The 22,194-nt window shown below is 52.0% G+C and carries 24 protein-coding genes; 13 read left to right on the top strand and 11 right to left on the bottom strand.

All coding sequences use genetic code 11. From position 1 onward, the window contains the following. Positions 1-9: 9 nt before the first annotated feature. Positions 10-885 (bottom strand): DMT family transporter, encoded by an 876-nt coding sequence (locus JNC80_RS04310; protein WP_376709590.1) that lies wholly within the window; start codon positions 883-885, stop codon positions 10-12. A gap of 100 nt (positions 886-985) precedes the next feature. Between JNC80_RS04310 and JNC80_RS04305 the strand changes: the two genes are divergently transcribed. Then, positions 986-1,486, top strand: a complete 501-nt coding sequence (locus JNC80_RS04305) for a YaiI/YqxD family protein (RefSeq protein ID WP_376709588.1) — start codon at positions 986-988, stop codon at positions 1,484-1,486. An 8-nt stretch (positions 1,487-1,494) separates the two neighbouring features. Here JNC80_RS04305 and JNC80_RS04300 read toward each other — a convergent pair whose 3' ends face one another. After that, positions 1,495-2,115 (bottom strand): LysE family translocator, encoded by a 621-nt coding sequence (locus JNC80_RS04300; protein ID WP_376709587.1) that lies wholly within the window; start codon positions 2,113-2,115, stop codon positions 1,495-1,497. Positions 2,116-2,195: 80 nt separating this feature from the next. Beyond that, positions 2,196-2,909, bottom strand: a complete 714-nt coding sequence (tlpA, locus tag JNC80_RS04295; RefSeq protein ID WP_376709586.1) for a thiol:disulfide interchange protein TlpA — start codon at positions 2,907-2,909, stop codon at positions 2,196-2,198. Between the two features lie 45 nt (positions 2,910-2,954). Here tlpA and argH point away from each other — a divergent pair, with 45 nt between their 5' ends. From argH to JNC80_RS04280, 3 genes are all read left to right on the top strand, one after another. Then, positions 2,955-4,355 carry an argininosuccinate lyase gene (gene argH, locus JNC80_RS04290; protein ID WP_075653840.1) on the top strand — a complete coding sequence of 467 codons (1,401 nt, stop codon included), beginning with the start codon at positions 2,955-2,957 and terminating at the stop codon, positions 4,353-4,355. Between the two features lie 170 nt (positions 4,356-4,525). Next, positions 4,526-4,708 (top strand): lipoprotein, encoded by a 183-nt coding sequence (locus JNC80_RS04285; protein WP_022709648.1) that lies wholly within the window; start codon positions 4,526-4,528, stop codon positions 4,706-4,708. 118 nt (positions 4,709-4,826) lie between these two features. After that, positions 4,827-7,346, top strand: coding sequence for a TIGR02302 family protein (locus tag JNC80_RS04280; RefSeq protein WP_376709584.1), 2,520 nt, complete (start codon positions 4,827-4,829; stop codon positions 7,344-7,346). Between the two features lie 163 nt (positions 7,347-7,509). Here JNC80_RS04280 and hpt read toward each other — a convergent pair whose 3' ends face one another. Further along, complete coding sequence (gene hpt / locus JNC80_RS04275; RefSeq protein ID WP_022709650.1) at positions 7,510-8,055, bottom strand: hypoxanthine phosphoribosyltransferase; 546 nt, start codon at positions 8,053-8,055, stop codon at positions 7,510-7,512. Positions 8,056-8,355: 300 nt separating this feature from the next. Here hpt and ftsE point away from each other — a divergent pair, with 300 nt between their 5' ends. From ftsE to ppa, 5 genes are all read left to right on the top strand, one after another. Continuing rightward, a complete protein-coding gene (ftsE, locus tag JNC80_RS04270; protein WP_033315839.1) occupies positions 8,356-9,015 on the top strand; it encodes a cell division ATP-binding protein FtsE in 660 nt (219 codons plus the stop codon). Further along, the gene (locus tag JNC80_RS04265; RefSeq protein WP_022709652.1) at positions 9,008-10,003 is read left to right on the top strand and encodes a cell division protein FtsX; all 996 of its coding nucleotides are present in this window, start codon (positions 9,008-9,010) and stop codon (positions 10,001-10,003) included. Before ftsE ends, JNC80_RS04265 begins: the two co-directional genes overlap by 8 nt. A gap of 124 nt (positions 10,004-10,127) precedes the next feature. Next, positions 10,128-10,850: a YdcF family protein gene (locus JNC80_RS04260; protein WP_245293535.1), complete on the top strand. Its 723-nt coding sequence runs from the start codon at positions 10,128-10,130 to the stop codon at positions 10,848-10,850. A 135-nt stretch (positions 10,851-10,985) separates the two neighbouring features. Next, on the top strand, positions 10,986-11,795 hold the full coding sequence (locus tag JNC80_RS04255) for a lysophospholipid acyltransferase family protein (protein WP_022709654.1): 810 nt from the start codon (positions 10,986-10,988) through the stop codon (positions 11,793-11,795). Positions 11,796-11,907: 112 nt separating this feature from the next. Beyond that, on the top strand, positions 11,908-12,441 hold the full coding sequence (ppa, locus tag JNC80_RS04250; RefSeq protein WP_022709655.1) for an inorganic diphosphatase: 534 nt from the start codon (positions 11,908-11,910) through the stop codon (positions 12,439-12,441). Positions 12,442-12,525: 84 nt separating this feature from the next. On the opposite strand, the gene JNC80_RS04245 is transcribed toward ppa, so the two are convergent. Beyond that, a complete protein-coding gene (locus tag JNC80_RS04245) occupies positions 12,526-12,819 on the bottom strand; it encodes a YggT family protein (RefSeq protein WP_022709656.1) in 294 nt (97 codons plus the stop codon). Between the two features lie 170 nt (positions 12,820-12,989). Beyond that, entirely contained in the window at positions 12,990-13,529 is a 540-nt protein-coding gene (locus JNC80_RS04240) for a gamma-glutamylcyclotransferase (RefSeq protein WP_376709650.1), read from the bottom strand. A 312-nt stretch (positions 13,530-13,841) separates the two neighbouring features. Between JNC80_RS04240 and JNC80_RS04235 the strand changes: the two genes are divergently transcribed. Beyond that, complete coding sequence (locus JNC80_RS04235) at positions 13,842-14,858, top strand: DUF2125 domain-containing protein (RefSeq protein WP_376709583.1); 1,017 nt, start codon at positions 13,842-13,844, stop codon at positions 14,856-14,858. Between the two features lie 181 nt (positions 14,859-15,039). Here JNC80_RS04235 and JNC80_RS04230 read toward each other — a convergent pair whose 3' ends face one another. Together JNC80_RS04230 and hisC are read right to left on the bottom strand one after the other, a co-directional pair. Further along, on the bottom strand, positions 15,040-15,978 hold the full coding sequence (locus JNC80_RS04230) for a prephenate/arogenate dehydrogenase family protein (RefSeq protein WP_376709582.1): 939 nt from the start codon (positions 15,976-15,978) through the stop codon (positions 15,040-15,042). A gap of 1 nt (position 15,979) precedes the next feature. Next, positions 15,980-17,089 (bottom strand): histidinol-phosphate transaminase, encoded by a 1,110-nt coding sequence (gene hisC / locus JNC80_RS04225; protein ID WP_376709649.1) that lies wholly within the window; start codon positions 17,087-17,089, stop codon positions 15,980-15,982. A 427-nt stretch (positions 17,090-17,516) separates the two neighbouring features. Between hisC and metX the strand changes: the two genes are divergently transcribed. Beyond that, positions 17,517-18,698 carry a homoserine O-acetyltransferase MetX gene (gene metX, locus JNC80_RS04220; RefSeq protein ID WP_225685374.1) on the top strand — a complete coding sequence of 394 codons (1,182 nt, stop codon included), beginning with the start codon at positions 17,517-17,519 and terminating at the stop codon, positions 18,696-18,698. Between the two features lie 4 nt (positions 18,699-18,702). Then, positions 18,703-19,374 carry a methionine biosynthesis protein MetW gene (metW, locus tag JNC80_RS04215; protein WP_220158698.1) on the top strand — a complete coding sequence of 224 codons (672 nt, stop codon included), beginning with the start codon at positions 18,703-18,705 and terminating at the stop codon, positions 19,372-19,374. A gap of 22 nt (positions 19,375-19,396) precedes the next feature. Here metW and JNC80_RS04210 read toward each other — a convergent pair whose 3' ends face one another. Next, a complete protein-coding gene (locus JNC80_RS04210; RefSeq protein WP_376709648.1) occupies positions 19,397-20,176 on the bottom strand; it encodes a methyltransferase domain-containing protein in 780 nt (259 codons plus the stop codon). Between the two features lie 69 nt (positions 20,177-20,245). Then, a complete protein-coding gene (locus JNC80_RS04205; RefSeq protein WP_075653856.1) occupies positions 20,246-20,515 on the bottom strand; it encodes a hypothetical protein in 270 nt (89 codons plus the stop codon). Positions 20,516-20,907: 392 nt separating this feature from the next. On the opposite strand from JNC80_RS04205, the gene aqpZ reads away from it, so the two are divergent. Next, positions 20,908-21,594 carry an aquaporin Z gene (gene aqpZ / locus JNC80_RS04200; RefSeq protein ID WP_028233318.1) on the top strand — a complete coding sequence of 229 codons (687 nt, stop codon included), beginning with the start codon at positions 20,908-20,910 and terminating at the stop codon, positions 21,592-21,594. Between the two features lie 62 nt (positions 21,595-21,656). On the opposite strand, the gene JNC80_RS04195 is transcribed toward aqpZ, so the two are convergent. Further along, complete coding sequence (locus JNC80_RS04195; RefSeq protein WP_022709665.1) at positions 21,657-22,193, bottom strand: tellurite resistance TerB family protein; 537 nt, start codon at positions 22,191-22,193, stop codon at positions 21,657-21,659. Position 22,194 lies beyond the last annotated feature (1 nt).

Here is a 22,194-nt window from a genome sequence, read left to right as displayed (position 1 = left end):
CCGGCGGCTTTAAGCTGCCGGTTTTTTCTTTTGTAAAGTTGCCAGTGCCACACCAAATGTGGTCAGCACCATACCGGCAATCTGCACCAGCGTCAGCGTTTCTCCAAACAGCAGATAGGCCATAATCGCCGCTGTTCCCGGCACCAGATAGAAGAACGAAGCGACTTTTGACACTTCACCCTGCCCGATCAGGATCAGCAGCAGCAAGATCGCACCGATTGACAGAACCAGCACCAGCCAGAGCATTGCAAACAGCAATTCCGGCGACCAGATCACCGTCTGCGTTTCGAAAGTCAGCGACAACAAGCCGGTCAGAATACCCGCTGCGATATATTGCACGGTGGTACCGGTTCTCAGGTCAATTTTCACTGCAAAGCGTTTTTGCCATACCGTGCCGATACTGATCGCCATCACAGCAGCGAGCGCCGCACTTAATGTTGCGGGATTAATCCCACCGGAACTCAAGGAAAACTTCGGTGCAACCACCAGCGCCACACCACAGAAGCCGATCAGTAGCCCCAGCCATTGTCGTGGTAACACGGTCTCTCGCAAGAAGAGTGCGGCAATCAACGTGGTAATCAGCGGCTGCAAGCCGGAAACCAGCGCTGTCATACCCGCAGGCAAACCATGGCGCACTGCCCAGAACACGCCGGAAAGATAAATCCCGTGAATGAGACAACCGACAATCGCGGCGTTCACAAGCCCGCGTTTGTCCGGCCAGCGGGCACCGGTTACCAGCGCCCAAATCGCCAGAATAATAGCAGCAATGAAAAACCGTGCGGTCATAAACCAGAACGGCTCGGCATAGGGCATAGCAAGGCCCGCACCGATAAAACCGGTTGCCCAGAGAAAGACGAATAAAGCAGGGAAATATTTGACTGGCATGATCTGTTCCACGAACTATACAACCGGCTTATCCCTGCCGCCCTGCCTCGCCAAGCGTTAAACGCTTGCCATTCACATTTGGCTTTGCCATGAAGCATGAATGACACACTCCGATGAAAACAAAACCATCTGCATTTATGTCGATGCCGATGCCTGTCCGGTTAAAAACGAGACCTATAAAGTTGCTGAGCGCCACCGCATCAGAACCTTTGTGGTCGCCAACAGCTTCATCGCTATTCCGCGTGATGAACCGCTGATTGAACGTGTGATCGTCCCTGCCGGTCTGGATGTGGCCGATGACTGGATTGCCGAGCGGTCCCGTGCCGGTGCGGTTGTTATCACGGCAGATATTCCGCTGGCACATCGTGCAGTCACCGCCGGAGCTGTTGCGCTTGCACCGGATGGCCGCCTGTTCAGTGCGGCCAATATCGGCAATATTCTTGCCACCCGCAATCTGATGGATGAGTTACGTTCCGCCAATCCGGTTTCATCAGGCCAATTCGGCGGTTCAAAGCCGTTTTCAGCCCGCGACCGCTCCGCATTTCTCTCGGCGCTGAACCTCGCAATTGTGCGGTTGAAGCGCGACGGTTTCACAGCATAACAAAAAAATTACGAAGAGCGCATTGTTGCCGTTGCCACACCGGCGCCGATCAGCAATGTGCCGCCGGTACGGTTGAAAGCACGCAAAATCCGCGGGCTTTTAAACATTGCGCGCGCACGATGCGCTGCAAAAGCGTAGAGAAGCGCATTGCTGAAAGACAACACCAGAAATGTGGCTTCAAAGATCAGCATCTGCGTCCAGAAATCGCCATACCGGTCAAGAAACTGCGGCAGGAAAGCCACGAAAAACGTGATGCTTTTCGGGTTGAGAGATGTCACCAGCCATGCATGCGCCAGCATTTTCACAGGTGATACATCGGCATCCCGCGCTTCTGCCTGCATCGAGGCACCGGAGCGGAATAATTTGATACCAAGCCAGATCAGATAGGCAGCACCAAGCCATTTCACGATTGTAAATATTGTGGCAGAGGCCGCAAGCAATGCACCGATGCCGAGCATCGACAATGTCATAGCCGTAAAGTCACCAAGCGCTACACCGGCGGCCATCGGCATGGCAGTGCGCCAGCCCTGCCCCAAAGCATAGGAAACCACCAATAAAATTGTTGGTCCCGGTATCACCAGCAAAACAATTGATGCAGCCGTAAAGGCAAGCCAGACATCCAGCCCCATAGAAAATCTCCCTTAAGATCTTCAGCAGAGCAGAAAACCCAAATCCTGTAAAATCACATTATACAGGATTTGGCGACCAATCAGTTACGCAGGCTCTTGGCTGTATTCACCAGATTAACAGCGTCCTGCCCCGCCCAGTGTGCTGGTCCGTTCATTGCCGCAATCTGACAACCGGTTTCATCAATCAGCAAAGTTACAGGCAAACCAAAAGCCAAACCTCTGCGTTTCAGATCATTAAAAACAGTCAGACTGGCATCACGATAAAATCCGAGCTTTTCAACGTCGATTTCATTGAGAAAATTCTTCGGCTTGGAAATATCGCCGGTATCGATATTCAGCGCTACGACCTCGAAATCATCACTGCCCTGCTCGGCCTGCAATTTATCCAGCGCTGGCATTTCCTCACGGCACGGCGCGCACCAGCTCGCCCAGAGATTAACCAGCAGCGTTTTACCCTTCATATTGCCGATGGTGGTTTTGGAGCCATCCGGCGCATCAAATTGCAGATGTGTCAGCAAAGCAGGCTTATCGGATGGCTGCATTCCGGCAACTTCACCGGTTGCAGCAGCAGAAAGTTTAGCTAACTGCTCCTGATTCAACGCACATTTTGCATCCTCTGCGCCGCCTGCTGCGGCATTACTGGCCGTATTCTCTGTCGGAACAACATTGCCAGAAGGCGGTTCCATCACGTATACCGCAAGGGCACCGGCCAGAAGTCCGGCAATACCGGCGAACAAAATCATCTTCGGGCTGATTGCGCTTTTCGGTTTTGTCTCTTTATTATCTTCGGCCATAATATCGTTCTTTTACTTCACAGTTCCGGCTCAGGGCATAAGCGCATGACGACAGAAAAATCCAGTAACCAGATGTGGGGTGGCCGTTTCGCCTCAGGACCCTCTGCCATCATGGAAGAGATTAATGCTTCGATCGGTTATGACCGCAAACTCTATGCTCAGGACATTGCCGGATCGCTGGCGCATGCTGCCATGCTTGCCAAGACCGGCATTATCTCTGCAGATGATCACAAACAGATCTCCGATGGTCTCAATACCATATTAGCCGAGATCGAAAATGGCAAATTTACCTTCTCGCGCAAGCTTGAAGATATTCATATGAATGTGGAAGCCCGTCTGGCTGATCTGATCGGCGCACCTGCAGGTCGTCTGCACACTGCCCGTTCGCGCAACGATCAGGTGGCGCTGGATTTCCGTCTCTGGGTCAAAAATGAGCTGGAAAAAACTGCTGCTTCGCTGAAAATTCTGATCGAAGCCTTTCTCATCCGTGCGGAAGAACATGCAGCAACGGTTATGCCGGGCTTCACCCATTTGCAGACAGCACAGCCGGTGACTTTCGGCCATCATTGCATGGCCTATGTGGAAATGTTCGGCCGTGATCTCTCCCGCGTGCGCGATGCGATTGAGCGTATGAATGAATCTCCGCTCGGTGCCGCAGCACTGGCCGGTACCGGCTTCCCGATTGACCGCCATATGACTGCCGAAGCGCTTGGTTTCCGCGAACCGACCCGCAATTCGATCGACAGCGTTTCCGACCGCGATTATGCGCTGGAATTCCTGTCGATTGCTTCGATCTGCGCAACCCATCTGTCGCGTCTGGCCGAAGAAATTGTGATCTGGTCAACCTCGCAGTTCAATTTCATCCGCCTGTCCGATGCTTTCTCCACCGGCTCATCCATCATGCCGCAGAAGAAAAATCCGGATGCCGCAGAACTGGTGCGTGCCAAGACCGGTCGTATCACCGGCTCGCTTGTCGGCCTGCTGATGGTGATGAAAGGCCTGCCGCTGGCCTATTCCAAAGATATGCAGGAAGACAAAGAAGCGGTTTTTGATGCAGCTGAATCCATCGAACTGGCACTCGCAGCCATGAGCGGTATGGTTTCCGACCTCACCGTGATTGAAGCCTCGATGAAAAAGGCTGCCGGTTCCGGTTATTCCACGGCAACTGACCTCGCCGACTGGCTGGTGCGTGAGCTTGGCCTGCCATTCCGTGAAGCGCATCATGTGACAGGCCGTGCCGTTGCACTGGCAGAATCGAAGAAAGTCGATCTGTCCAAACTGACGCTGGAAGACATGCAGTCGATCCATCCGCAGATTAATGATGCAGTGTTCGGTTTCCTGACTGTGGATAAATCGGTAAAAAGCCGCCAGTCTTTCGGTGGCACCGCACCGCAGGAAGTGCGCCGCCAAATCAAATACTGGAAAAAACGCCTTATTAAGGCCTGATCCGCCCCGCTATACAACAGACCGGTGGCCGTTCACGTCTCCGGTCTGCATCCCTTCAAAGATTTGTGTTTGTCTCCGAACAGTTTGCGTTGTCCGGTAATTCAGCTAAAACTGTCAGCGAAAATTACTCACGGCTTTGTGGCCAACCACCAGTTTCAGGATATTTTTTGATGAATAGCCGCGTATTCATGACCTCTGTGATTATGCTTGTTGCCGTTGGCAGCATTGTATCCGGCTGCGGCCGTCGTGGCGCACTGGAAGCCCCGCCAAATGCGACAGTGCATGATGACTGGCGCAAACCGGATAAAAAAGCTGTCGAAGAAAAACCATTTATTCTGGATAAGCTGATTTAAAGCGGGTCGCATTTCAACCTATCCACTGCGTCCGCTTCAGATTTTTTGAGCAGCCGCATGTTCGCTGAGGTTAAATTCAGTCAATTTAACTGCGCTAAGATACAGAACCGGATATTGAATGCCTGAACCGGACACCAGATCTTTTGAAAACGCAGACCGCAGGCTTTATCGTCTGCGGATCAAAGCGGCATTGGTCTTGTGCTTTGAGCGTTTATGGCCGTTGATATTACCGGTTTTGCTTTTAACGGCATTATTAGCCAGCCTGGCCTGGCTCGGTCTGTTTCAGGCCATGCCGCGCTGGCTGCATTTCACGCTGTCTGCCGCTTTTATATTGGCCTATGCCTATGCGCTTTTCCGTTTCCGGCATTTTCAATTGCCGGACGATCAGACGGTCAACAGCCGTATAGAGCGTGAAAACGGCTTGCAGCACAACCCGTTGCAACTGAGCGACGACCAGCTTGCCGGACAGAGTGACGATCCGCTGGCACAGGCGCTCTGGCAAGAACACCGCAAGCGTATGGCCGCGCTGACGGACAGGCTGCACGGATTTCTGCCCCATCCCGATATTCCGCAGCGCGATCCTTATGCCCTGCGCACATTTGTCATTCTGCTGTTTGCTTCAACCGCAGCTTATTCCTTCAGCCCGTCGTCCGGTAAAATCAGTGATCTGTGGAACCCGCCTGAAGGCTTTGCAGGGCCGGAAGGCCGCATTGATGCATGGATTACGCCACCCGCCTATACGGGCAAAGCACCGGTCTTTTTGAATGCCAATACAGATGTAAAACCGCTGGATGTGCCTCAGGGCAGTATTCTCAGCGTTCAGATCAGCGGCAGTACACGCAATCAATTGACTATGACCGGTCAGGACGGCAAAGCCTATTCTGTTGAGGCCAAACCGGCTTCCGGTACAGCGAAAACACAAGACAGCACCAATTTTGAACTGCTTCTGAATAAAACGGTCGCTGCCAGTCTGCAGGCCGGTTCACGTCGTCAGGCGTGGCAGTTTAACATCACGCCGGATACGCCGCCCGTCGTCGATTTTACCCGCAATCCGACCTATGCGCTGAACGGCACATTGGAACTGCACTATAAAGCTGGCGATGACTATGGCGTGACTAAATTACAGCCTGTCATCAAACTGCTGGAACAGCCGGAAGAAAGCGCGCAATCGCTGACAGACGCGCCGGAACTACGGCTGACTATACCCAAGCGCGGCAAAAACAGCACGGACGAGACCACAGCCCTTCAGGATCTGACTATGCATCCGTGGGCTGGCAAATATGTCTCCCTGCAATTGCAGGCGATTGATGATGCAGGCCAGACAGGCACAAGCAAAGAAATCCGTTTTGTGCTGCCGCAACGCCCGTTTATCAATCCGCTGGCACGCGCCATTGCCGAACAGCGTCAGGTGCTGGCGCTCGACAGCAATCAGAAAACACCTGTTGTGCAAATGCTGGATGCGCTCACCATGCATCCGCAGACCACCATTGCCAATGTCAGCCATTTTCTGGGTCTGCGCTCTGTGCGGGAACGTCTGAAACTGGCGCGCAATGATGGGGAGCTGCGCGAGATTGTCAGCTATATGTGGAATGTCGCGCGCGGCATTGAAGATGGTCAGCTTTCCGATGCGGAAAAAGCCCTGCGTGCAGCGCAGGAGGCGTTAAGTCAGGCATTGCAGAATAATGCCAGTCCTGAGGAAATTGCCCGTCTGACGAAAGAATTGCGCGAAGCCATGAACCGATACTTAAACGAAATGGCGCGCCGTCAGCAAACTAATCCGAATAAAAACGCCCAGAATAATCCCAATACCCGCGTGCTCAGCCAGCGCGATATTGACCGGATGATGCAGCAGATTGAAGATCTTGCCCGTTCCGGCAATCATGCGGAAGCTCAGCAGATGCTGTCGCAATTGCAGGAAATGCTCAACAATCTCCAGCCTGGTCAGAGTGCTCAGCAAGGTCAGGGTAGCGGTCAAGGCCAAGGTCAGGGACAAGGCAGCGGCGCACAGCAACAGCTGAATAAGCTCGGTGATCTGATGCGCCGTCAGCAGGAGCTGATGAACGAAACTTTCAAGCTGGATCAGCAATTGCAGGAACAGTCTGATGATTTCAATTATGACGGCGAAGGAGAGCAGCGCCCGCAAAACGGCCAGTCCCGTCAGGAAACAGAACAGGCTCTGAAAGATTTACAGCAGCAGCAGCGCGACTTGCAAAATGAGCTGAATGCGCTGACAGACCAGCTAAAACAACAAGGGCTGGAATCCTCGAAAGAAATGGATCAGGCGCTGAACTCCATGGGGCGTGCAGGCCGCTCGCTGGGCAATGGCGAAAGCGGACAGGCCACAGATCAGCAGGCCGAGGCGCTTGATGCCTTGCGCCGCGGTGCCCGCTCCATGATGCAGCAATTGCAGCAGGCGCAGGGTGAAGGTCAGGGGCAGCAAACCGGTGAAGGTCAGGATCCGTTAGGGCGTCAAACCGGTCAGGGCAGTTCGGAAGGCACCGGCAATCAGCTGCCGAACCAGATTGATATCCAGAAAGCCCGCCGCATTCTTGATGAAATCCGCAAAAAACTCGGCGATGCACTCAGTCCCCAGCAGGAAAAAGACTATCTGGAACGTCTGCTGAAACGCGATCAATAAAGCATTTCCAGAAAAAGTGCGAAGCGGTTTTGCGTTGGATAATGCGCAAAACAAAAGGATAGAGCGGTTCCAAAAATTCAGACTTAACTGGAACTACTCTATTTCATAAAAAAGCCACTCATAATCATGAGCGGCTTTTTAAATTCAGCGAATGGTCGGAAGCTTATTCCTGCTCATCCATAACGCGGCCGACATAAGGCAGCTGGCGGAAAGAATGCGCCACATCCATGCCATAGCCGACAACGAAATAATCCGGACATTCAAAAGCTGTGAAATCCGCATAAAGATCAAGCTTACGGTGACCCGGCTTGTCCAGCAGCACGGCAATACTCACACTGCGTGCGCCGCGTGACATCATCAGTTCACGCACAAAATTCAGTGTTTTGCCGGATTCAAGAATATCATCAATCAGTAGAATATCGCGGCCTTCAACATCGCTGTCGATATCGCGCACCAGACGGATTTCGCCGCCCTTTGTGCCTGCGCCATAGCTGGAGACAGTAATGAATTCCACATCCGGCTCAACACCGGCATCATGCATGGCGCGGATCAGGTCTGCCGCAAAAATGAATGAGCCTTTGAGGATAGAAACTGCCAGCGGCCGTTCCAGCTTACGCTCGGCAATTTTTTGCGCCAGTTCACGATTGCGTTCTGCAATCTGCTCCGCACTGAACAGAACTTCAAGATTTCTGCCACCTACATAAGGCATAAACACGTCTCCGGTCTAAATCCGATTATACCGAAATATCTCCGGCAAGAAAAAAGTAGCTGTTACAGTACTACGCCTTTTGCTGAAAGGGCAGTTTTACATTATTTACGCCTGTTCCGCATCAAATCTGCGTTTTATCCGGTTACACACAGCAGGTCTGTGCACAAAGAGCCATAAAATTTCTATTCTTTTTTCAACCTCAAAATGCCAAACTTGCATGCAGATTAACGCGAGATTAACCACAAGGGTCAATGTTCGGCAACCATAAGAAAACCGGCAAAAACATCGGGAAAATAATCAGTGATTCGCTTTGAAAATGTAGGATTACGGTACGGCATGGGATCGGAAATCCTGCGGGATGTTTCCTTTCATATTCCGCCGCGCTCCTTTCAGTTTCTGACCGGCCCGTCAGGTGCCGGTAAAACATCGCTGATGCGCCTGCTTTTCATGGCGCTGAAACCGACACGCGGCCTGATTACGATTTTCGGCAAAGACATCTCCACAATGCAGCGCAGTGAAATTCCGTTGCTGCGCCGCCGTATCGGCATCGTCTTTCAGGATTTTCGCCTGCTCGACCATATGACGACCTATGAGAATGTTTCATTGCCATTGCGTGTTCGCGGCAAAGAAGAAGCAACCTACCGCCATGAAGTGCAGGAACTGATGCAGTGGGTTGGTCTCGGTGATCGTATGCATGTGCTGCCTCCGGTTCTGTCCGGCGGTGAAAAACAACGTGCCGCCATTGCCCGAGCGCTGATTGACCAGCCGGAAATTCTGCTGGCCGATGAGCCAACCGGTAATGTGGACCCGCCGCTGGCACGCCGCCTGTTGCGCCTGTTCGCGGAACTTAACCGTTCCGGCACTGCAGTGATTATCGCCACCCATGATCTGACATTGATGGATCAGGTGGATGCGCGCCGTATGATTCTCGATCAGGGAAGGCTGGATATTTATGGCTGACCTGCGTGCAACGATTGATCATTATCACGGGATTTTTCTGGAACTGCTGGGCAAGCGCAAACGGGAAAAACGCGGACCAACGCCGATTGTACCGCCGGTCAGTGTTTCCGGCACCACGCTGATTACCGTTATCGCGATTATGACCTTTCTCGCCTGCATCACTATCGGCGGGGTTAGTCTGGTGCGCGCATCGGCAGCCCAATGGCAGAGCCAGATTTCACGTGAAGCAACAATTCAGATCCGGCCGGTCGACGGTCAGGATATGGAAGCTGCCCTCGCACAAGCCAGTCAGATTGCTTCCGGTTTTGCCGGTGTCACAGGCACCAATATTGTTGACCGTGCAGCTACAGCACGCCTGCTGGAGCCATGGCTCGGTACAGGTCTGGACATTGACGAATTACCGGTACCCCGCCTCGTGGTGGTGACAATTGACGAGCAAAATCCACCGGATTTTGAAACTCTGCGCTCGGAATTGCAGAAAAATATTCCCGGTGCCAGTTTTGACGATCATCGCACATGGGTGGATCGTCTGGTTTCCATGGCGCACACAACCGTACTGATCGGTATGGGTGTCTTGTTTCTGATGCTGTCTGCCACAGTGCTGACCGTGATTTTTGCCACGCGTGGCGCGATGGCCGGAAACAGCCATATTATTGAAGTGCTGCATTTTATCGGTGCTGAAGCCCGCTTTGTTGCCCGTGAATTTGAATGGCATTTCTTCCGTACAGCACTCAAAGGTGCCTGCTACGGCGGCGCGGCAGCCTTGCTGGTATTTTTGATTGTTTCCTGGTGGACCAGCCGCAATCTGGCAACGCCGGAAGGCGATCAGGCCGCAGCTTTGTTTGGCAGTTTTGCCATCGGACGCGAAGGCTATATCGGCATTGCTGCCACAATTATCATTGTCAGCATTCTCACAATGCTGACCAGCCGTCTGACCGTGATCCGGCAGCTCAAAGATATGGACAGTATCAGCGGCAGCAAAGATTAGGGCAGTCAGCGGACAAAGCAGTTTCCTCCGCTGTCCTGTCTGCTCTATACTATAAGACTGATTTGCGCAGGTTACAGCAATCTGCGCTGATACAAGAAAATGAACAGGCCAAACGGCAATGCATGTGCAAAACAATGCTTCAGACACTGCGGAACAAAACCGGCAGAATGACGAACGACCGGCAGAAACAACCGGCCGCGAAGCATCCGTGCATGTCTCTAAAGACGGCTTTATTCGCCATTGGCTGAAGCGTCTGCGCAGACGCATTCCGCCGGTCGCCGTTGTCCTGTTCTCGCTGATCGTCGCTCTCGGCATCGGATTTGTCATTTTCAGCGAGCATGTCAGCAATTTACAGGCACCACCTGCCGATCAGAAAGCCGATGCGATTATCGTTCTGACCGGCGGAAAATCCCGTATTGAAGTCGCACTGGAACTGCTGGCAGAGAAACGCGGCGAACGGCTGCTGATCAGCGGTGTTCATCCGTCTACCAAACGCGAGGCCTTGCAGCGTGTTACCAGAACGGATCCGGCTTTATTTGCCTGCTGCGTAGATCTCGATCGTACGGCACTCAACACAATCGGCAATGCGGTTGAAAGCGCCAAATGGATTAAACAGCATAATTACAAGCGCATATTCATTGTAACCAATAATTATCACATTCCGCGCTCAATTCTGGAATTGTCGCGGCAGGTCGGTAATGTCGAACTCCTGCCCTATCCGGTCATTAACAGCGATCTGAAAAACAACAACTGGATGCGTCAGGGCGATACGCTGCGCGTGTTATTTACCGAATATGTCAAATATATTGGCGCTCTTGCGCATATCAGTCTCAGCCAAAATGATTAAAACACAAGTTGCTGATCGATACGCAATGATGTCCGGAATTGATAAGCGCTGATTTTTCTTCTATTTGAAGAACCGCTCTGTTGAAAACCGAGCGATTTTACCTGTCATGCACGTATTAAAAGGCTGATACAAGATATGATCATAGTCATCCGGTCAGTGCTGTTTAATCTGGCTTTCTATATCAGTCTGATCATACAGATGATCCTGTTTTTACCGCTCACTTTGATTTTGCCGCGCAAAAAAGCATGGATCGTCCCTAAATTCTGGGCACGCTCCAATCTGTTTCTGCAAAAATATATTGTCGGCACCGATTTTGTGGTCGAAGGGGCAGAAAACCTGCCGGAAGGCGCCTATATTTGCGCACCAAAACACCAGTCTTTCTGGGATGTTTATGCGTTTTTATCTTACACGCCCGATCCGGTTTATATTCTCAAACGCGACCTGATGCGTATTCCGCTATTCGGCTGGTATCTGAAGAAAATGAAAATGATCCCTGTTGATCGCGGTACGGGGATCAAGGCTTTGCATTCCATTTCCGGCGGCACGCAGGAAGCCATTGCTGACGGGCGCCAGATCATGATCTATCCGGAGGGCACACGCCGCGCACCCGGTGCGCCGCCGGCCTATAAATATGGTGTCGTCCATCTCTATGCCAATCTCGGCCTGCCGGTCGTACCGATTGCCCATAATGCCGGTCTGTACTGGCCGCGCCGTAAATTCTTGCGCTATCCCGGCACCATCCGTTGCCGTATTTTGCCACCGATTGAAGCGGGTCTGGATAAGGAAGTCTTTTTGCAGCGCCTGATTGAAGCCACAGAAACAGCTTGTGACGAATTTCTGGTACAGGCCTCACAGGATAAAAATGCGCCGCCTATGCCGCCGACAGCCAAAGCCCGCCTCGCGGAATTGCAGGCGCAGCGCAATGAGGCTGAAACAAAGGCATAACAGCGCTCAGAATTTCACGAACATGACAATAAGCCGCTTTATCTGAAATTGCGTTTTTGTTGCACGGTTTCACGAAAACCGATATCAGAACGCCAAATGAAAGGACACGCCCATGAATATCGATGCCATTTCCATCGGCTCCAACCCTCCTGAAGACGTTAACGTCATTATCGAAGTACCGGTCGGTGGTCATCCGATCAAATACGAGATGGACAAAAGCGCCGGCGCTCTGATCGTCGACCGTTTTCTCTACACACCAATGACCTATCCGGGCAATTACGGCTTTGTTCCGCACACTCTGTCGGAAGATGGCGACCCGATTGACGTTCTGGTTTGCAACACCCGTCCGCTGATTCCGGGCTGCGTCATCAATGTTCGCCCGATCGGCGTTCTCGTGATGGAAGACAATGCCGGTAAAGATGAAAAAATCATCGCCGTACCGTCACCAAAGCTGACCCGTCGTTATGAAAAAGTTCATAACTACACCGATCTGCCGGAAATCACTCTGCAGCAGATTGCTCATTTCTTTGAACATTACAAAGATCTGGAGCCAGGCAAATGGGTAAAGATCGGTGACTGGGGCGACGAAGATTACGCACGTAAATTCATCGTTGAAGCGATCGAACGCGCTAAAAACGCGAAATAATTGCAAAACTGGCCAGTCTCCCAAGTGGCCGGATTTTCAATCACAGATAATAAAAAACCCGCTTTCAAGCGGGTTTTTTATTGATTAGCTTAAGAGCATCGGAGCCAATGTCGTCCACATGAACTGGCGGATAAAAAAGATCGCCAGCAGCAGAACAATCGGCGAAATATCAATCCCCCCGAGATCCGGCAAAATCTTGCGGATCGGACGCAGTGCCGGTTCTGTCACCTTGTAGAGAAACTCGCCGATCGAGGCGACAAAGCGGTTGCGGGAATTGACCACGTTAAAAGCATACAGCCAGGAAAACACCGCACTGGCAATGATGATCCAGGTATAAATATCCAGCGCCAGATCAACGGTGCGCAAAATTGCGAGCATAAATGTCTCCTACTCAGACGGACTGTTCATTGCACCGGTGTATGATTAGCACGGGCAAAGGATGAGACACATTTAAACAGCGCTCTTGCCATTCACAAGATCACCGGCCGGAAAAAGTCAATCAAAGGCAGGTAAAGACCAGACAAAGATTGGACAAACCTGCAATCCTGTCAGTCCGCATGGCTGTCCAGCAGCTTTAAAACAGCTTCCAGCCGCTCATCCCTGATATCCATTGCCTGCAAATGACGGGCAGTATTGGCAACATAATCGCGGTTTGGGCCGGCCTGACCGCTGGCACGCCGGACAAGCAAAGCCATATCCTCAGCACTGAGCCCGCCTGCATATTGTTTATGCAAGGGATCGGCCACATAGACCAGCGCCTCGACATCACGGCCGTCTGCCAGCTCAACCGTCAGCCATTTTTCCACATAGACTCCGCTGATCTGTTCACGTTCACGCAGATAGTTCATCACCGGTAGTCTGTTGTCCGCTGTCACGCGAAATGCCTGCCCGTGACAGAAGCCGCCGCTGTTCAGACCCAGCACCAGCCCCGGCAATTCAGGCGTACCGCGATAAACATGAGAATAGATGCATAAAGACCGGCTGAAGCCTGTCAGCAGCGCCGGAATATTCTCGGCACTGTCAAAACCCGGCCGCCACATCAGTGACCCGTAACCGAATACCCAGAAGTCAGAACCGGAATCAGCCACATTATTCTGGAACACGAAATCCGTGTGTGAACTATCCATTGGGGTCATTTGTTTGCTTTTGCTTGTCTCGCCAAATTCATATAATGCATAGAATGCACAGGCATATAGTTTACACTCTGTGTCCCGCATTTCCCAACAGGCAAACATTTTTCCGGCATGGTTTTGTGTAGAAAAATGTACCGCCGAATGACTTTTATCTGCAAAACAATACCGCATGATGTGTTGTCAGCGCGGCATTGTGAATAAAAAGATTATAGAAGAGTTCTTCTGCCCTGTCAGCAGAATGCCCTTTGAAATCTGAGAGGCATAGCTATGGTAGCTAAATCGCGTCCTAACCCGCAAAGCTCAAAACGCATGACATGGGGCATTCTCTTTGCTCTGGTCATCGTCATTTTATACACGGCGGGCTGGTTTTATCTCGCTTCCATGGCCAAAGACCGCGTTCGCACTGAGCTTGCCAATACTGCCGGTCAGGGCGAAACGCTGGAATGTCAGTCCCTCTCGGCACGCGGCTATCCCTTCTCCATGTATATAAGCTGTTCCGGCTTTAACTTCCGTGACAAAGATCAGACGCTGAATGCAGCAACCAGTGCTGTAAATGTCGGCGCTTCCCTGTTCTCTTTCCGCACGGTGCAGACACAGCTCACCGGCCCTGCGGCACTTGCCATGTCCGGCGCTGACCCGTTGAAAGCAGATTGGGATAATCTCAAAGCATCTGCGCGCATTGATGGTCGCTCACCACAGAATATCAGCCTCAGTGCCGATAATCTGCGCGTGCAAACTGTGACCGCTGAAAATGCGGCTGCACCGGCAACACTTTCCCTCCTCGGCCTGCAATTTGATCTCAACAGTCTTGAAGAGCCGCTTCAGGCCAAAATGACCTTTGATGATCTGCGCCTCACCGGTGACAAATCTCTGGCTGCCCTGCCGGAGCTCGACGGTCTGATTGATATCACCTCTCCGGCAAGCCTCGCGGCCTTCAAAGAGCCGGATGAAAACGGCAGTCTGCTGCGCGGAAAATCCTTGCAGCTTAATCAGATGCTGTTTCTGCTGCCTTCCGGCGCCAGCATCAGCATCAGCGGCCCGCTTGCTGTCGACAGCGAAGGGCTGGCCAATGCGGATCTGAAAATCCGTCTGACCAATGCTCCGGCAATCGGCCAGACATTGCAGGCCGCCTTTCCCGATCAGGCTAAAAATATCAATACGGTGGTTTTTGCTCTCGGCTCCATGCCGAAAGATGAAACAGGAGCAACGATTGTTCCGGTAGTCATCAAAGAAGGCAAAATCAGCGCCGGCTTTATCCCGCTGGGACGGTTGCCACTACTCTAATAAAAAACTCCAACGCAAAGTCTGAAGCAAAAAGCGTTATACCACAGCGAAAATGGTGATTTCGAGAACCGGAGCGCAGTGTACTTAAATGTACATGAGCCTAGGCAAGCGCAGAAATTGCCATTTGCAGCCAAGTATAACGACTTTTAGATCAGACTTTAGGCTTGCTTGCAGCTTCGCATTATTTTGTTGGCTTGCTTGCAGCTTCGCGGCCAAAGTTCGGCGCATCCACTTCCTGACCGGCATCAATAATACCGCGGCGGATTGCGCGGGTACGCGTAAACAGGTCAAACAAGGCATCGCCGTCACTCCAGCGGATTGCCCGCTGCAACGAAGCCAGATCTTCCGAAAAACGCCCCAGCATTTCCAGAATAGCATCCTTATTATGCAGGCAAACATCGCGCCACATTGTCGGATCAGATGCCGCAAGACGGGTAAAGTCACGGAAACCGGAAGCGGAATATTTAATCACTTCCGACTCCGTTACCTTCTCCAGATCATTGGCCGTGCCAACAATATTATAGGCAATGATATGCGGCAGATGCGAAACAATCGCCAGCACCAGATCATGATGCTGCGGATCCATCTGGTCTGTTTTGGAACCGCAGGCTTCCCAAAATGCATTGAGCTTTGCCAGCGCATCTGCATCTGCATCCGTATCGGGCAGCGGTGTGAGAATGCACCAGCGGTTGATAAACAGATCGGCAAAGCCTGCATCCGGCCCTGAATATTCGGTACCGGCAATCGGGTGTCCCGGAATGAAATGCACATGATCCGGCAATTCCGGCTGCATCTGCGCAATCACCGAGCCTTTAGTGGAGCCCACATCGGTGACAATCGCACCGGCTTTGAGGCTGCCGGCAATCTGGCTGGCAACCAGACCAGACGAGCCCACAGGCACGGAGACAATCACCAGATCGGCATCGCGGACAACTTCAGCATTATCCGTCGTGTAGCTGTCGCCCAGCCCCAATTCTTCCGCGCGTTTCAGCGTTTCCGCACTGCGGGTAGCAATAGCAATATGACCGGCCAGACCTTCACGGCGGATGACACGAGCCAGCGACGAACCGATCAGACCAATACCGATCAGCGCAATTTTATTAAAATGAATATCAGACATATCAAGACTTCAAAAATTCTGTGAGAGCGGCAATCACGCCGCGATTGGCTTCTTCCGAGCCGATGCTCATCCGCAGGGCTTCAGGGAAGCCATAGGATGTTACGCGACGCAGAATATATCCCTTGGACTGCAGATATTCGTCAGCTTTAGCGGCAGACTTGTTCTGTGTGTCAGGGAAATGCACCAGCAGGAAATTGGTGACCGATGGCGTAACTTTCAGACCGAGCTTGGTGAACTCGTCTGTCAGCCACTGCGCCCATTCCGCATTGAACGCGCAGGCTTTCTGCACATGATCGCGGTCGCGGATCGCCGCAGTACCGGCAGCAATTGCCGCGCTGTTCATGTTGAAAGGTCCGCGCACACGGTTCACCGCGTCTGTGACATGCAGTGGCGCATACATCCAGCCGATGCGCAGCGCAGGCAGGCCGTGAATCTTCGAAAATGTGCGGGTCATCACCACATTATCGCTCGCAGAAACCAGCGCCACACCGGCCTCATAATCATTCTTGCGCACATATTCCGCATAGGCCGCATCCAGCACCAGCAGAACATGCGGCGGCAGGCCGGCATGCAGGCGTTTCACTTCCTCAAACGGGACATACGTGCCGGTCGGATTGCCCGGATTGGTGATGAAAACAACCTTGGTCTTGTCTGTGACCGCAGCAAGCACCGCATCCACATCAATCACCGTGTCCTTTTCTTTCACGATTACCGGTTTTGCACCAGCCGCCAATGTCTGGATTTTATAGACCAGAAAGCCGTGATCGGTAAAAATCGCTTCATCGCCCGGTGCCAGATAGGTCTGGCACAGCAAGCCAAGCAATTCATCCGAACCATTGCCGCAGAGAATATTCTCAATATTCAGGCCTTGCGTTTCCGCAATAGCCTGACGCAGCGCAATGACTTCGCCGTCCGGATAAGAGCTCAGATAATGATCGGTTGCACGATAGGCTTCAACAGCATGCGGGCTTGCACCCAGCGGGCTTTCATTGGCAGACAGCTTGTGCACTTTGGCAACACCGTGAACGGTGGCTTTGCCAGGAACATAAGCAGCAATATCCATGACGCCGGCTTTAGGTGTCGGGCGTTGAGCTTTCGCGAAATCGTTCATCATTCTTATCCAATATTAAGAGCCTGTATTGTTGATAGAGATTATGTACGGAAACAGCATTGCAGTAACATTTGCCGGTTTGTGACCAGCGAAATATTCCCGCTGAAACCGAATGACTTTAGCGGCATAAACCGCATCGCAGAACAAGTCGAGAGAAACCTTGACTTTAAACCCCTCTAGCCCCTAGATCGCAGTAGTTTCAGATAAAAATATCTGAAATCACCAACGCGGCCGGCCAGTCAAAAATGCGCAAAACAGGCAGAAATTGCCTGCATATCCGCATCCAGTTCCGGTCACCGGACAAATTCTAACGCATAATCCCGAAAAACAAATCGGCTTTCGGAGAGGATTATGCGTAAAATCAGGGAATTAGGGCATTGGGTTTGTTGCAAACAGACCTGAAAATGCTCTGACGCAGACATGTTTTATGACGATATCAGCTGAAACTGCCGCCCTATCAGACAACCGCAATCAGGAAGCTGTTCAGCCGAACAGTCCTGTGGTGTATTTTGGTGAAGACAAACCGCTTCAGCTCGACAGCGGTTCCGTTCTGAGCCCGTTTCAGCTCGCTTATCAGTCCTATGGCACACTCAATGCCGATAAGAGCAATGCCATCCTGATCTGCCATGCCCTGACCGGCGATCAGCATGTTGCCAGCACCAATCCGCTCACCGGCAAAGACGGCTGGTGGACTTCGCTTGTCGGCCCCGGCAAGCCGATTGATACTGACCGTTATTTTGTGCTCTGTTCCAATGTTATCGGCAGCTGCATGGGCTCAACCGGCCCTGCATCCATTAATCCGGCAACCGGTAAACCTTATGCGCTTGATCTGCCGATCATAACGATCGGCGACATGGTGCGCGCTCAGGCAATGCTGGTTGAACATTTCGGTATTGAGCAATTGCTGGCTGTTGTCGGCGGCTCCGTTGGTGGTATGCAGGTGCTGCAATGGGCATCAAGCTATCCCGATAAGGTTTTCTCGGCTGTGGTTCTGGCCAGCGGCGCGCGTTTGTCAGCGCAGAATATCGCTTTTAACGAGGTTGGCCGTCAGGCGGTCATGGCCGATCCGCTGTGGCTCAACGGTCAATATCTCACGCAATCGGACTCCGTTCCGCGCAAAGGCCTGTCGGTTGCGCGTATGGCAGCGCATATCACCTATTTGTCGGAAGCCGCACTGCACCGTAAATTCGGGCGCAATCTGCAGGATCGCACCAATATTACTTTCGGTTTTGAAGCTGATTTCCAGATTGAGAGCTATTTGCGCCATCAGGGTAACAGCTTCGTTGACCGTTTTGACGCCAATTCCTATCTCTATCTGACCCGTGCCATGGATTATTTCGACATGGCAGCAGAACATAACGGCTTATTGGCTTCGGCTTTTTCCGGTACCAAAACCCGCTTTTTCGTTGCATCCTTCTCCAGCGACTGGCTGTTCCCGACATCCGAGAGCCGTCTCGTTGTCCATGCACTGAATGCGGCAGGGGCGTCTGTTTCATTCGTTGAAATCGAAACCGACCGCGGGCACGATGCTTTCCTGCTGGATGAACCGGTTCTTTTCTCAACCATTGACGGTTTCATCCGCTCCGCAGCCCGTGCGAAAGGTCTGTAATCCGATGACTGATACCAAAGCCGGTTCAGGCGACGCGACGTTTTTCACAGCTGAAAATACCGAAAACCTGCATATCCATAACCGCGTTGATTTTGATATTATCGCCTCGCTGGTACGCCCCGGAACACGGGTTCTGGATGTGGGCTGCAGTGATGGTGAATTGCTGCAATTGCTGCGCGACAGCCGCAATGTAGACGGACGCGGCGTGGAATTGTCGCAAAGCGGTGTGAACCAGTGCCTGATGCGCGGATTGTCGGTGATACAAGGCGATGCTGACCGTGATCTGGTCTATTACCCCGATTCCAGCTTCGATTATGTGATCCTGTCGCAGACTTTGCAGGCCACGCTTAATCCGAAAAAGGTTCTGAGCGAATTACTGCGCATCGGCGAGCGCGCGATCGTTTCCATTCCGAATTTCGGCTACTGGCGGGTGCGTGGTTCACTGTTGTTTCGCGGCCGTATGCCAGTAACCAAAGAACTGCCGTTCAGCTGGTATGATACGCCGAATATTCACTTCTGCACGATCCGCGATTTTGTCGATATGACCAAAGAGGTTGGTGCAACAGTTGAAGATGCTGTGGCACTGAACCGTAATGGTGAGCGTATGCCGTTCAGCCTGCCATGGGGCATGTGGAACCTGCTCGGCCAGCAGGCTGTTTTTCTGCTTAAACGCTAGAGCATAATTTCTTAAATCCGGTTTATTGACCGGAGCGCTCACGGTGGTCGTGAATTTTCACCTTCACCGGCTGCTGCCGTGCTGTCCCCTGAGGTGTCAGCACCGGCACGAAAACACGGCGTGAAGCACGCTTCAGCACTGGCAATCCCTGATAAAGACGCTTATGCGCCTCCCCGATCACCACACCGCCAAACAACGGCCAGAGACGGGTTCCGACCGTTTCTATCAGGCCGGATGATTGTTGCAGCCAGCGCCAGCGTGTCGGCGGCACATGCAGCGCATTGACCACTTTTCCCGGTGTGAAATTTGCTTCTCTGAAAGCCTGCAATAATTGTCCGCGACTGAAGGGACGCCCGCTGCCGAAAGGCGTATGTTCCATACGCGCCCAGACACCACGGCGGTTCGGTACGACGACGATCAACTGTCCGTTCGGTGATAAGACACGCCAGATTTCTTTCAGCGTTTCCGCGCTGCTTTCAGAAAATTCAAGCGTATGTACCAGTAAGATGCGGTCTACAGAACTATCCGGCAAAGGCAGTTCCTCATCATAGACCAGCGCCGTGCTCAGCGCCTCGCCATACGGCCAGCCGGTTGCGCCCTGCCGTGCAGGCATAAAAGCAAATGCACGCTCCGCTTGTGATGCAAAATGATCCAGATAAGGCAGCGTATAGCCGATCCCGACAAGCCGCTCCTGCGGCATTGGCAGCCATAAAGGATCCAGTGCTGACGTAATAACCGAAGCAGCCAGTTTGCCCAATGCTGTCGAATAAAATGACTGCAGCTCTATAATATCCAGATGCATCATTTACCCTGAATCAGTTGAGCAGCCCTGCATGTTTCAATGAAGCTGCTATGTCACACCGGCATATGGCTATTGCCAGCAACCAAGATTTTTGCCTTTAAGATTATGGGAATCGATTTCCATAATCAGCGCAGGATCATCACGCATCAGCATGTAATAAGCACGCTGCTTCATATTAATCTTTTGCCATCCGGCGCATTCTTTTGGCAGTTCAACCTGTTCAATCGTGACTTTTTCAGTCCATGCCGTTGCAGTCCCTGTGCAACCTGCCAGCACAGCAGCCAAAGGCAAACAGAACAGTTTGAAATTAAAAGCCAGTCGGCGCTCGAACCTAGACATCAAGCCGGTACTCCGGAAACCGTTAATATTATCCCGAAACCTTATAAAGCGTCGAAACCGCTCATGAATTCCCAAGACGGTACAACACTTTAAAACACCATAACAGCCCGAAAAAATGAAAACCGCCACAATCCTGCAACCAGCCGCCTGTTGCTGCCGGTTAATAACAGGATAGTTGCTTATCCTCGGCCTGACATCTGCGCCTATTTTATAATAATTATAATATAAGACAGAATATTTCTTTGTAAGACAAATATTTACACCAATTGTGTTCAAAAAAAGACTGTTCAATCCTGACAAATCTGTCCATATTCGGCGGGCAATATAAGTTCCGTGCAGATTTCATTTTTGTTCAATCGTCTACGGGGATTAACATGCAAGATACGCCTTCCATGATGAATAAATTGTCGGCAGAGTGTTTTGGCACATTCTGGCTGGTCTTCGGCGGTTGCGGCAGCGCCGTTCTCGCTGCAGCCTTTCCGGAACTGGGTATCGGCTTTGCCGGTGTCGCGCTGGCATTCGGTCTGACTGTCCTGACAATGGCCTATGCTGTTGGTGGTATTTCGGGCGGACATTTCAATCCGGCTGTCACTCTCGGCCTTACTCTGGGCGGGCGCTTTGAGGCTAAAGACCTCATTCCCTACTGGATCGCACAGCTGGTCGGCGGCATTATTGCTGCTGCAATTCTGTATTTTATTGCCAGCGGTAAAGCTGATTTCAGCGCAGGCGGCTTCGCTTCCAACGGCTACGGCGATCTTTCACCAGGCAAATATAGCCTTGGGGCAGCCCTTGCCATTGAAGTCGTGCTGACTGCCTTCTTCCTGATTATTATTCTCGGCTCCACCTCATCGCGGGCACCGGCCGGTTTTGCACCAATCGCGATTGGTCTCGGTCTGACACTGATCCACCTGATTTCAATTCCGGTGACCAATACATCCGTCAATCCGGCCCGCTCCACAGCTGCAGCCCTGTTCGCAGATACAGCTGCCATCAGCCAGCTCTGGTTGTTCTGGGTTGCTCCGCTGATCGGTGCCGCTATCGGCGCAATCATCTGGAAAGGTCTTCTCGCGAAAGACTGATTGACCGCGACAAATAAAAAAGGCCGTCAATGACGGCCTTCACTCTTTCAAATCCGCTGCTTTTATTCAGCCTTTTCGGCCTCTGCATTGGTCTGCTCTTCAGCCATGGATATCGAAGCCAAGGCATCGCGCATTGAACGGGCACGCTCAGCGACCCGTAATTTAATCCCGATGCGCTGCTCCTGATCCACACCGATCAGCTCGGCAATACGCCACATAATATTATCTTCGATTTCACCGACATCACCATCGGCATAAACCATTTCCCACAGCACCTCGATAAAGCTCAAACGAGCCGGCACATCCAGATGGCGTTTCAAAACACTGGTGAAACGATAAAGATCAATCGATTCCTGATCCGCAACTTCTGCCGCTTTAATCAAAGCCTGCAAGTCATCGCCTTGCAAATCATAAGCCTGCGACAGCAAATCCGACAAACGTTTGCGCTCTTTTTCGTGCTGCTCACCATCCGCTTCAATGACATGAAACATCAGTGCAGCAGCGGCCAGACGCGGGTCTTCATCAGAGAATGTTTGTTTTTTCTTCGAGGGATCAAAACCCGGCAATTCTTTGAAAAAACTGATCAGACGCTCAAACATA

This window comes from Pseudochrobactrum lubricantis, assembly GCF_041929865.1.
Classification (GTDB): domain Bacteria; phylum Pseudomonadota; class Alphaproteobacteria; order Rhizobiales; family Rhizobiaceae; genus Pseudochrobactrum; species Pseudochrobactrum saccharolyticum.
Note: the sequence above shows the minus strand (reverse complement) of the source record. Positions and strands in the feature narration are given on the sequence as shown.

Excerpts from the sequence above, each read along its gene's own strand:
- JNC80_RS04310 (WP_376709590.1), bottom strand. The coding sequence starts at position 885 with ATGCCAGTCAAATATTTCCCTGCTTTATTCGTCTTTCTCTGGGCAACC.
- JNC80_RS04305 (WP_376709588.1), top strand. The coding sequence starts at position 986 with ATGACACACTCCGATGAAAACAAAACCATCTGCATTTATGTCGATGCC.
- JNC80_RS04300 (WP_376709587.1), bottom strand. The coding sequence starts at position 2,115 with ATGGGGCTGGATGTCTGGCTTGCCTTTACGGCTGCATCAATTGTTTTG.
- tlpA (WP_376709586.1), bottom strand. The coding sequence starts at position 2,909 with ATGGCCGAAGATAATAAAGAGACAAAACCGAAAAGCGCAATCAGCCCG.
- argH (WP_075653840.1), top strand. The coding sequence starts at position 2,955 with ATGACGACAGAAAAATCCAGTAACCAGATGTGGGGTGGCCGTTTCGCC.
- JNC80_RS04285 (WP_022709648.1), top strand. The coding sequence starts at position 4,526 with ATGAATAGCCGCGTATTCATGACCTCTGTGATTATGCTTGTTGCCGTT.
- JNC80_RS04280 (WP_376709584.1), top strand. The coding sequence starts at position 4,827 with ATGCCTGAACCGGACACCAGATCTTTTGAAAACGCAGACCGCAGGCTT.
- hpt (WP_022709650.1), bottom strand. The coding sequence starts at position 8,055 with ATGCCTTATGTAGGTGGCAGAAATCTTGAAGTTCTGTTCAGTGCGGAG.
- JNC80_RS04265 (WP_022709652.1), top strand. The coding sequence starts at position 9,008 with ATGGCTGACCTGCGTGCAACGATTGATCATTATCACGGGATTTTTCTG.
- JNC80_RS04255 (WP_022709654.1), top strand. The coding sequence starts at position 10,986 with ATGATCATAGTCATCCGGTCAGTGCTGTTTAATCTGGCTTTCTATATC.
- ppa (WP_022709655.1), top strand. The coding sequence starts at position 11,908 with ATGAATATCGATGCCATTTCCATCGGCTCCAACCCTCCTGAAGACGTT.
- JNC80_RS04245 (WP_022709656.1), bottom strand. The coding sequence starts at position 12,819 with ATGCTCGCAATTTTGCGCACCGTTGATCTGGCGCTGGATATTTATACC.
- JNC80_RS04235 (WP_376709583.1), top strand. The coding sequence starts at position 13,842 with ATGGTAGCTAAATCGCGTCCTAACCCGCAAAGCTCAAAACGCATGACA.
- JNC80_RS04230 (WP_376709582.1), bottom strand. The coding sequence starts at position 15,978 with ATGTCTGATATTCATTTTAATAAAATTGCGCTGATCGGTATTGGTCTG.
- hisC (WP_376709649.1), bottom strand. The coding sequence starts at position 17,089 with ATGAACGATTTCGCGAAAGCTCAACGCCCGACACCTAAAGCCGGCGTC.
- metX (WP_225685374.1), top strand. The coding sequence starts at position 17,517 with ATGACGATATCAGCTGAAACTGCCGCCCTATCAGACAACCGCAATCAG.
- metW (WP_220158698.1), top strand. The coding sequence starts at position 18,703 with ATGACTGATACCAAAGCCGGTTCAGGCGACGCGACGTTTTTCACAGCT.
- JNC80_RS04210 (WP_376709648.1), bottom strand. The coding sequence starts at position 20,176 with ATGCATCTGGATATTATAGAGCTGCAGTCATTTTATTCGACAGCATTG.
- JNC80_RS04205 (WP_075653856.1), bottom strand. The coding sequence starts at position 20,515 with ATGTCTAGGTTCGAGCGCCGACTGGCTTTTAATTTCAAACTGTTCTGT.
- aqpZ (WP_028233318.1), top strand. The coding sequence starts at position 20,908 with ATGATGAATAAATTGTCGGCAGAGTGTTTTGGCACATTCTGGCTGGTC.
- JNC80_RS04195 (WP_022709665.1), bottom strand. The coding sequence starts at position 22,193 with ATGTTTGAGCGTCTGATCAGTTTTTTCAAAGAATTGCCGGGTTTTGAT.